An 8273-nucleotide genomic window follows, 5' to 3' on the forward strand; every position below is an offset into this window, starting at 1 on the left:
GCAGGTTCCGATCGCAAAACCGCGGGGCACTTTTGCGGAACATGCTCAGAGCTTCTCCGCCAGCTTGCCGATCAGCCCCTCGATGGTCTCGCCGTCGGCGCGCGCACTGTAGCTCAGGGCCATGCGGTGCTTCAGCACGGGTTCGGCGAGCGCCTTCACGTCGGCGATGGAGGGGGCGACGCGGCCCTCGATCAGGGCGCGGGCACGCGCGGCCAGCGTCAGGGCCTGGCTGGCGCGGGGGCCCGGCCCCCACATCAGCTTGCCCTTGACCAGCGGGTCGCCGCCCTCCGGCCGGGCGGCGCGCACGAGGTCGAGGATCGCGTCGACCACGGCCTCGCCCACCGGCAGGCGGCGCACGAGGCGCTGGGCCGTGAGCAGCTGCTCGGTGGCCATCACGGATTTCGCCCGCTGCTCCTCGACGCCCGTGGTCTCGATCAGGATGCGGCGCTCGGCCGCGCGGTCGGGGTAGCCGACGTCGATCTCCAGCAGGAAGCGGTCGAGCTGCGCCTCCGGGAGCGGGTAGGTGCCCTCCTGCTCGATCGGGTTCTGGGTCGCGAGCACGTGGAAGGGCCGCGGCAGGTCGTGGCGCTCGCCGGCGACCGAGACGAAGTGCTCCTGCATCGCCTGGAGCAGGGCCGACTGGGTGCGCGGGCTCGCCCGGTTGATCTCGTCGGCCATCAGCAGCTGCGTGAAGACCGGGCCCTTGACGAAGCGGAAGGAGCGGCGGCGCTCGGCATCCTCGTCCAGGATCTCGGTGCCGAGGATGTCGGACGGCATTAGGTCGGGGGTGAACTGCACCCGCCGGGCGTCGAGGCCGAGCACGGTGCCCAGCGTCTCCACCAGCTTGGTCTTGGCCAGGCCCGGCAGGCCGACCAGCAGCCCGTGGCCGCCGGCCAGGATCGTGACCAGGGCGAGGTCGACCACCCGCTCCTGTCCGAAGATCACCCCGTGGATCGCCTCGCGCGCCTGTCCCACGGAGGCCAGGCAGGCCTCGGCGGTGGCGACGATGCCGTCGTCGAGGGCGGTGGCGGGAGATGAGCCCTGAATCATGCCGCGGGGATGTCCGTCTCTCGCGAGCCGGACGCCGGCCGCACCAAGGGGTTGTCTCGTGCCGCGAGTGTGGAGCCGTTGATACCGGGCTGGCAAGGCCGCCATCGCCGCACGGGGTTTTTGCCCCTCGCGCCCCTGCAGGCCCGAGACTTCAGTGCTTCGGCCACCGCTGGGCCTCGGGCTCCACCGCCTCGCAGGAGAACGGGTTGGGCGGGGCCTCGACGCCGCGCCAGCGGCCGTAGCGCCAGGGCAGGAACCACCGCGCCCGCGCCGGGACCCTCTCCGGCACGAGGTCGATCCCGTGCGTCCCGAACGGGCCGCAGCGGCAGATCCGCGAGAAGCCCATCCAGGCGCCGGGCCAGAATCCGTGCCGGGTGATCGCCGCGTCCGTGTAGTCGGAGCAGCTCGGCCAGTGCCGGCACTGGCGGCCGACGAGGCCCGACAGGGTGAGCTGGTAGCCCCGGATCGCGACGTGGGCGGCCCGCCGCAGCATGGCTCAGGCGGCGGCCTGGCGCTTGGCCGCGATGCGGTCGAGGGCGTCCACCACCGCGTCGAAGGTCAGGAGCGTCGAGGCGTGGCGGGCCTTGAAGTCGCGCACCGGCTCCAGCACGGAAAGCTCCGCCCAGCGGCCCTCGGGCGCCGGGCCGTTTGCCTTCAGCATCGCGCGCATGGTCTCGCGCAGGGCCCGCAGCTCCGAGGCCGAGGCGCCGACCACGTGGCGGCCCATGAGCGAGGAGGAGGCCTGCCCGAGCGCGCAGGCCCGCACCTCGTGGGCGAAGTCGGCGACCAGGTCCTCGGCGTCGAGGGCGAGGTCGACCGTCACCGTCGAGCCGCAGAGCTTCGAGTGGGCGGTGGCGCTGGCGTCCGGCCGGTCCAGGCGGCCCAGGCGCGGGATGTCGGCGGCCAGTTCCAGGATGCGCCGGTTGTAGATGTCGTCGAGCATGGATGCCTCGGTGGTCTCACGCCGGCGCCGGTCGGGTTTCGCGGGATCGCCGCGCGTCCGGCGCATTGCGTGTCGGCGCGAGAACGACGATATAGGCCCGATCGTGCCGCTTCGCGAGGAGGCGGCCCGTCGACCCAGGGTCGCGCCCACGGCCACGGATAGCCGATCCGTCATGGGGCGCGCCGGCTTGACGATGTCCAGGCCCGAGACGGTTCGACGATGTACGCCAAGCCCGACAGCACCACGATGAAGACCCGTGTGGCGCGGGCCGGAGATGCCATGGATGCCGCGCTCAAATCCCTGTCCTACCGCATGGACGACGACCGGCGGGGCCTGAACGGGATGCGTAACGACAACGACCGCCCCTTCGGCACCGTCGACGAGGCCGCGCCCGTGGAGGTCGCAGCCAAGCCCGAATCCGCCACCCGCGTCCCCGAGGGGATCGCGATGGCCCGCCCCAGCCGCGAGGAGGCCGAGGCCGCCGTGCGGGTGCTGCTGCGCTGGGCCGGCGACGACCCGACCCGCGAGGGCCTGATCGATACCCCCGCCCGCGTGGCCAAGGCCTACGGCCAGCTCTTCGGCGGCTACGAGACCGACGCCGACGCCCTGCTGGAGCGGGTGTTCGAGGAGGTCGAGGGCTATTCCGACATCGTGCTGGTGCGCGACATCCCGTTCTACTCCCATTGCGAGCACCACATGGTGCCGTTCATGGGGCTCGCCCACATCGCCTACTACCCGACCAAGGGCGTGGTCGGCCTCTCGAAGCTCGCCCGCGTGGTCGACACCTTCGCCCGGCGCCTGCAGACGCAGGAGACCATGACGGCCCAGATCGCCGACGTGATCGAGAGCATCCTCAAGCCCCGCGGCGTCGCGGTGCTGGTCGAGGCCGAGCACCTCTGCATGGCGATGCGCGGCGTGCAGAAGGCCGGCGTCTCCACCATCACCAGCCAGTTCCGGGGCGTGTTCAAGGACGACGCGACCGAGCAGGTCCGCTTCCTCACCCTGGTGCGCGGCGGCAAGGCCTGATCCGTTGAGGCCCCGGCCATGAGCGCGTTCGAGGCGCCCGGCAGCCGGGCCGCGGTCGAGGAGGGGGACGCCTTCACCCCCCGCTTCGACGCCGCCGGGCTGATCGCCTGCATCGCGGTGGACGCCCAAGACGGGCGGGTTCTGATGCTCGCCCACATGAACGCCGCGTCCCTGGCCCGCACCCTGGAGACGGGGGAGGCCTGGTACTGGTCGCGCTCGCGCGGCGAACTCTGGCACAAGGGCGCGACCTCCGGGCAGATCCAGCGCGTCGTGGAGATGCGCACCGATTGCGACCAGGACGCCCTGCTGATCACGGTCGCTGTCGGCGGCGACGGGGGCTGCTGCCACACCGGCCGGCGCGCCTGCTTCTACCGCGCCGTCGTGCCCGATGCGGCCAACGGGCGGATCGCCCTGCGCCCCGTCCCCGAATGAGCCGCCTCGGCGCGGCCCTGCGGGAGGACGGGGACGCGGCCGCCTTCCCGCCCGGCGCGGTCGAGCCGGTGCGGCCGGTCCCCGCCGCCCCACGGGTCGGGCTGGCCCTCGGCGGCGGCTCGGCCCGGGGCTGGGCCCATATCGGCGTGATCCAGGGGCTGGAGGAGGCCGGCATCCACCCGGCGATGGTGGCGGGCTGCTCCATCGGGGCGGTGGTCGGCGCCTGCTACGCGGCCGGCAAGCTCGATCTGCTGGCCGACTTCGCCCTGTCGCTGACCAGGCGCCGGGTGGTCGGCCTCCTCGACCTGCGCCTGACGGGCTCCGGCCTGATCGGCGGCGGGCGCCTGCGCCGGCGCCTGCTGCGCGACCTCGGCGAGCGCCGGACCGAGGACCTGCCCGTGGGCTTCGCGTGCGTCGCCACCGAACTCGGCACCGGCCACGAGGTCTGGCTCACCCGCGGCCCCCTGGTCGAGACCGTGCGGGCCTCCTACGCCCTGCCGGGCATCTTCCCGCCGGTCTCCCTCGACGGGCGCCTGCTGATGGACGGCACCCTGGTCAACCCCGTCCCCGTGAGCCTCGCCCGGGCGCTGGGGGCCGACCTCGTGATCTGCGTCAACCTCAACTGCGATCCCCGCGTGCGCGGCGGCCTGATCGAGCCGGACGGCCCGGACCCGGTCGGCCGGGCGGTGGCCGGCGCCGTGGAGGTCCGCCGCCGGGGGCTGCTGCACGCGGTCCGCGGCCGCTGGCGCCGGGGGCGGCCCGAGCCGGGCGAGGCCCAGGCGCCGGGCATCGCCCGCGTGATGTTCGAGGCCTTCAACATCACCCAGGACCGGATTTCCCGCGCCCGCCTGGAGCGAGACCCGCCCGACGTCGGCATCCGCCCGGATCTCGCCGACATGGGCCAGTTCGAGTTCCACCGGGCCGCCGAGGGGATCGAGCGCGGGCGGCAGGCGGCCCGCGCGGCCCTGCCCCGCATCCGCGCGATGCTGGAGGGCGCCGCCGCGCGGGTCTGAATCAGGCCGTGGTGATGTAGTCCCGCAGCGCCTGGTGCTCGGCCTCGACGGTGGCGATCCGGCGCTTGACCACGTCGCCGATGGAGATCAGCCCGATCAGGCGCCCGTCCTCGCAGACGGGGACGTGGCGGAAGCGGCCCTCGGTCATCATGTGCATCACGTCCTCGATGGTCGTGGTGCGCCCGCAGGTCGTGACCTTGGCCGTCATGTGCGCGGAGACGGGGGCGTCGAAGGCCGCGCCGCCGAGGCCGGCCAGCGCCCGCATGATGTCCCGCTCCGAGAGGATGCCGGCGACCGAGCCGTCCGGATGGGCGACGACGACGGCGCCGATGCGCTTCTCGGCGAGCAGGTGGATCGCCTCGTCGAGGGTCCGCTCCGGGCTCGTCGTGACGACGGAACTGCCCTTCTCGACGAGGATGCGTGCGACGGTCATGGACGTCCCTCCCTGGACCTGAGCGCCGTCAGCCCGCGACGCGTGACGTTTGGGCCGGGTTGCTCCCGGCTTTTTGATGTGGGGCTGAGTGTGTGGCGGATGGACCGGCTTGGCAAGCGCTCCGCCGGGGCCGTCCAGGGCTGCGGGCATGGGGCGCGCCGGCGGGAGTCCGGCACGCGTACGGAGGCCTGCCGCCGTGGATGCCCGAATCTACCGGTCCGACGAAACCAGTCGGAGCTGTAGAAAATTGCTGATCTTCTTCAGGTAGAACTCCAGGCTTCGCAGCCGTGTCTCGGCGGCATCCGCCCGGTCACGGGCCTGATGTGCCATCAGCTCGGCCTCGCGCCGACCGAGATCCGCCTCGCGGATGCGCAGGACCGCCTCTTCGAGCGCCCCCTGCGCATCCCGCGCCTGCTGCTGAAAGCTCACCGCCGCCTCGCGCGCCCGCCTCAGCTCGGCCTGCATCCGGAACCGCTCCCGCTGGGTGAGCCGGATCAGGTCGAGGGACTGGGCCGAGATATGGTCCGCATGGACCCGAAGCGCCTGCATCGAGTCCACGGCGCGTTCGACGAGGCGCAGGGTGCGCGCGCCATCGCATTCCTGTGCGTCCTCAGGCTCGTAGGGAACCAGCGCCTGCGACGTGCCCGGCTCCTTGAGGCTGGGAAGGCAGATCAGCGTCCCCATGTCGGGTTCGGTCGGCAGAACGCGCGAGGCCATGGCACGTGCTACGCGACGGACGGCCGCGCCAGGTCGGGCTGCGACGGCTCCGGCGCCGTCCGCGTGAAGCCGGCCACCACGGCCTCGTGCAGACGCGCCAGCCATTCTTCGGCTTCGCTCGCCCGCTTCTCCGCCAGCTCCGCGCGGACCTCGGATTTGGCGAACTTCGCTTCGAGGGCCTGTTCCCGCTCGATGGCTTGAGCCACCGTGCGCTTCAGCTCCTGTTCCAGTTCGCTCGACCGCTCCTCGCTGATGCGGATCGCGGCCGTGGCCTCACGGATGAGATCGAGGGTCGAGGACCAGTCGCGCCGTCCCGTCATGGGCAACGCGTCGACCAAAGGAGCCTCGTGAACCTGCGTCGGCGGCTCCGAGGTCGCGACCGGCAGCAACACGGTGTCCGACCGTCCTCGCATGAGCCAAGCCGTCGCCGAGGCGTTCTCCCGGTCGCGTAAAGCCGTTTCGGTCATAGCCCGCGTTCCCCAAAATTCCGGTTTCTTGTCCATCCCGTGGGATGGTCGGGCTCGTTCAGCCCGGCGTGAGGCTCAAGGTGTCTTCTCGGCCGGCAGGAAGGGCCGGACGTTGCTCTGGTCGGGGGGCGGAGCGGTCGGGGCTTCGGGCCGCGGAGCGGAGTCCTCGCTCGCGAACGAACGTCCCGCGCGCTTCAAGGCGTCGTGCTGCTTCTGGAGCGAGACACGGCTCTCGCGGGCGATGTCGAGGGCGCCCTGGGCCATCTTGCGCTCGGACCGCTCGTGCTGAAGCTCCTCGACGAGACGATGGTTGACCGCCTCGAAATCCACGCGCTCGACTTCATGGCGATGGACGAGCTGCTCGATCCGGTCCGACAGGCTCGCGGCTCGGCCGGTCGCCTGTTCGAGGGCCGCGTCCTTGGCGGCAATGGCCTTGGAGAACATCTCGCAGCGGTGATCGAGCTCGGAGCGCAGGCGCTGCATCTCGAGGAAGCGCTCGGTCTGGCGGGCAAGGTCGGCTTGGACGCTCTCCAGGCGACGCTCGAAGGTCACGCGCTCGATGGAGGCTTCCTTGAGGCCCCGTTCGGCGGCCCGCCCGACCTCGTCGCGCTCCCGCAACTGGTTGCGCAGCTGCTGGAGCATCTGGTCCGTGGTGGCGAGCCGTCCCGTGGCCGCCTCGAGCCGCATGGCGAGGCTCGCCCGTTCGGTCCGGTGGGTCGTGATCTCCAGCTCGTACTGGGTCTCGGCCTTCTGGCCGGCCGAGACGGCGGTCGCCAATTGCTGTTCGAGGCTCCGCGCCAGGCCGCGGGCCGCCTCCGCCTGGGCGTCGTAGTCCTGAGAACGCGCCGTCAACTCCGCGAGCTTGACCGCCTGTTCCTCGCTCAAGACCTGGAGACGCTGATTGTCCTGTTCCAGGAGGCTGCGGGCCTCGCGGACGTCCTGCAGCTCGCTCTCGGACCGGGCCAGAGCCTGATCCAGGGATTTGGCCTCGATCCGAAGGGCCTTGCTTTCCCCGAGGAGAGCACGGGTCTGCTCCGTCTCGGCAAAAAGCTGCCGCTCGAGGTTCTCGGCCATGAGGCTCTTGTCGCGCAGGGTGACGCGCAGCTCCTCGTTCGTCGCGTCCCGGTCCTGAAGGCTGGTTTCGAGATGATGAAGCTGGATGGTGGTCGCCGAGTAATCGTTCGTCACCTCCGCGAGGCGCTTCGACATGTCGGCGAGCTCACGCCGCACGCTCATCGCGCCGGTCTGCTCGAGGGCCAGAAGCGTCTCGACCTCGGAAATCCGCACCCTGGCGCGAGGCAACTCGTCCGTGATGGCGATGATCGGTTCGAGAATGGCGGAAAAATCGGATTGAAGCGATTTCAACTCCTCCAGCCGGTCCGACATTTCCGAAATGCGGAATCGGACAGTCTCGTTCTGCTGGCCGATCGAATCCAAAGACAGTCTATCAACGCCCGGATTGGCGTCGGACGAGTCGTTGGGACGCATGTCGATTTGGATCGGAGGCGTGCTGTTGGGAAATTTCATACCCGTATCTTTAGCGATGGCAGACGACTGCTTGCTGTCAGACTGTTTAAATCTAGTTTTTCTGAACGGCATCCAGGTCATCGTAAATCCATCGCCGTTCCAATAATATGCTCTAAATATGTAGGTAGGCTCAGCTGAAATGTCTCGTCAACATGGTCATGGGGGCGGATTTAATAAATTTTTAATGCGTGACCGATTCGAGACGTCGCGTCCGTGCGGAGCCGGCCGGGCCACGATGTCCGCCTCGCCGATCGCCGGGCGAAGCGCGCCTTTGGATCGCGGACCGCCCGACGCGGCGCCGGGGCGGACGAAGGCGCGAACCGATCCCGCTACGAATGCCGACGTGCCGGGACGAGCCGGCACCGGGCGCCGTTTCCCATTGACAATGTTCTTGTTTTGTGCTTTTGATCCGACACCTGCCGCCCGGCAGGGCCGGACGTGTCCGGTCCTGCCCCAGGGGCCCGTCCGGTGGCTGACCGGGCGGGTTCGGACGGCGGGGCGGTGCCCGCGTCGGTGGCTTCAGCGGCCATCGCCCCGGGCGGCGCGTCCGATGCGGGATCGGCTCGGGCCGTGGCGTGAGAGGGGCGGCAGGATCGCCCGGCGCGTGGGAGCAAATGCCCCGTGCCCCGACCCGGTTCTGGGCCCATCCTGAGCAACCTGCGGAT

At 70.7% G+C, this 8273-nt stretch carries 10 protein-coding genes; 3 read left to right on the forward strand and 7 right to left on the reverse strand.

Annotated elements, in window-relative coordinates; genetic code table 11:
* Positions 1-45: 45 nt before the first annotated feature.
* From COGEMETH_RS23005 to COGEMETH_RS23015, 3 genes are all read right to left on the reverse strand, one after another.
* Positions 46-1050: an AAA family ATPase gene (locus COGEMETH_RS23005; protein WP_238185007.1), complete on the reverse strand. Its 1005-nt coding sequence runs from the start codon at positions 1048-1050 to the stop codon at positions 46-48.
* Positions 1051-1201: 151 nt separating this feature from the next.
* Positions 1202-1543 carry a membrane protein insertion efficiency factor YidD gene (yidD, locus tag COGEMETH_RS23010; RefSeq protein WP_238185008.1) on the reverse strand — a complete coding sequence of 114 codons (342 nt, stop codon included), beginning with the start codon at positions 1541-1543 and terminating at the stop codon, positions 1202-1204.
* Positions 1544-1546: 3 nt separating this feature from the next.
* Complete coding sequence (locus COGEMETH_RS23015) at positions 1547-1993, reverse strand: iron-sulfur cluster assembly scaffold protein (protein WP_238185009.1); 447 nt, start codon at positions 1991-1993, stop codon at positions 1547-1549.
* A gap of 279 nt (positions 1994-2272) precedes the next feature.
* Here COGEMETH_RS23015 and folE point away from each other — a divergent pair, with 279 nt between their 5' ends.
* The 3 genes from folE to COGEMETH_RS23030 are packed head-to-tail and all read left to right on the forward strand — an operon-like array spanning position 2273 to position 4464.
* A complete protein-coding gene (folE, locus tag COGEMETH_RS23020) occupies positions 2273-3019 on the forward strand; it encodes a GTP cyclohydrolase I FolE (RefSeq protein WP_507763003.1) in 747 nt (248 codons plus the stop codon).
* An 18-nt stretch (positions 3020-3037) separates the two neighbouring features.
* A complete protein-coding gene (hisI, locus tag COGEMETH_RS23025; RefSeq protein WP_238185011.1) occupies positions 3038-3451 on the forward strand; it encodes a phosphoribosyl-AMP cyclohydrolase in 414 nt (137 codons plus the stop codon).
* A complete protein-coding gene (locus COGEMETH_RS23030; protein WP_238185012.1) occupies positions 3448-4464 on the forward strand; it encodes a patatin-like phospholipase family protein in 1017 nt (338 codons plus the stop codon). The genes hisI and COGEMETH_RS23030 overlap by 4 nt, the downstream gene beginning before the upstream one ends.
* A gap of 1 nt (position 4465) precedes the next feature.
* Here COGEMETH_RS23030 and COGEMETH_RS23035 read toward each other — a convergent pair whose 3' ends face one another.
* The 4 genes from COGEMETH_RS23035 to COGEMETH_RS23050 all read right to left on the reverse strand — a co-directional run bounded on the left by COGEMETH_RS23035 (position 4466) and on the right by COGEMETH_RS23050 (position 7689).
* Positions 4466-4897, reverse strand: coding sequence for a CBS domain-containing protein (locus tag COGEMETH_RS23035; RefSeq protein ID WP_238185013.1), 432 nt, complete (start codon positions 4895-4897; stop codon positions 4466-4468).
* A gap of 210 nt (positions 4898-5107) precedes the next feature.
* The gene (locus tag COGEMETH_RS23040; RefSeq protein ID WP_238185014.1) at positions 5108-5581 is read right to left on the reverse strand and encodes a hypothetical protein; all 474 of its coding nucleotides are present in this window, start codon (positions 5579-5581) and stop codon (positions 5108-5110) included.
* A 41-nt stretch (positions 5582-5622) separates the two neighbouring features.
* On the reverse strand, positions 5623-6117 hold the full coding sequence (locus COGEMETH_RS23045) for a hypothetical protein (protein WP_238185015.1): 495 nt from the start codon (positions 6115-6117) through the stop codon (positions 5623-5625).
* A 39-nt stretch (positions 6118-6156) separates the two neighbouring features.
* Complete coding sequence (locus COGEMETH_RS23050; RefSeq protein WP_238185016.1) at positions 6157-7689, reverse strand: chromosome partitioning protein ParA; 1533 nt, start codon at positions 7687-7689, stop codon at positions 6157-6159.
* Positions 7690-8273: the final 584 nt, after the last annotated feature.

Source organism: Methylobacterium trifolii, assembly GCF_022179685.1.
In the GTDB taxonomy this organism is placed as follows: domain Bacteria; phylum Pseudomonadota; class Alphaproteobacteria; order Rhizobiales; family Beijerinckiaceae; genus Methylobacterium; species Methylobacterium trifolii.

Bases quoted from the DNA above. Each gene is read 5' to 3' on its own strand.
- COGEMETH_RS23050 (WP_238185016.1), bottom strand. From the start codon at position 7,689: ATGACCTGGATGCCGTTCAGAAAAACTAGATTTAAACAGTCTGACAGC.
- COGEMETH_RS23040 (WP_238185014.1), bottom strand. From the start codon at position 5,581: ATGGGGACGCTGATCTGCCTTCCCAGCCTCAAGGAGCCGGGCACGTCG.
- COGEMETH_RS23015 (WP_238185009.1), bottom strand. From the start codon at position 1,993: ATGCTCGACGACATCTACAACCGGCGCATCCTGGAACTGGCCGCCGAC.
- hisI (WP_238185011.1), top strand. From the start codon at position 3,038: ATGAGCGCGTTCGAGGCGCCCGGCAGCCGGGCCGCGGTCGAGGAGGGG.
- yidD (WP_238185008.1), bottom strand. From the start codon at position 1,543: ATGCTGCGGCGGGCCGCCCACGTCGCGATCCGGGGCTACCAGCTCACC.
- COGEMETH_RS23005 (WP_238185007.1), bottom strand. From the start codon at position 1,050: ATGATTCAGGGCTCATCTCCCGCCACCGCCCTCGACGACGGCATCGTC.
- COGEMETH_RS23045 (WP_238185015.1), bottom strand. From the start codon at position 6,117: ATGGACAAGAAACCGGAATTTTGGGGAACGCGGGCTATGACCGAAACG.
- folE (WP_507763003.1), top strand. From the start codon at position 2,273: ATGGATGCCGCGCTCAAATCCCTGTCCTACCGCATGGACGACGACCGG.
- COGEMETH_RS23030 (WP_238185012.1), top strand. From the start codon at position 3,448: ATGAGCCGCCTCGGCGCGGCCCTGCGGGAGGACGGGGACGCGGCCGCC.
- COGEMETH_RS23035 (WP_238185013.1), bottom strand. From the start codon at position 4,897: ATGACCGTCGCACGCATCCTCGTCGAGAAGGGCAGTTCCGTCGTCACG.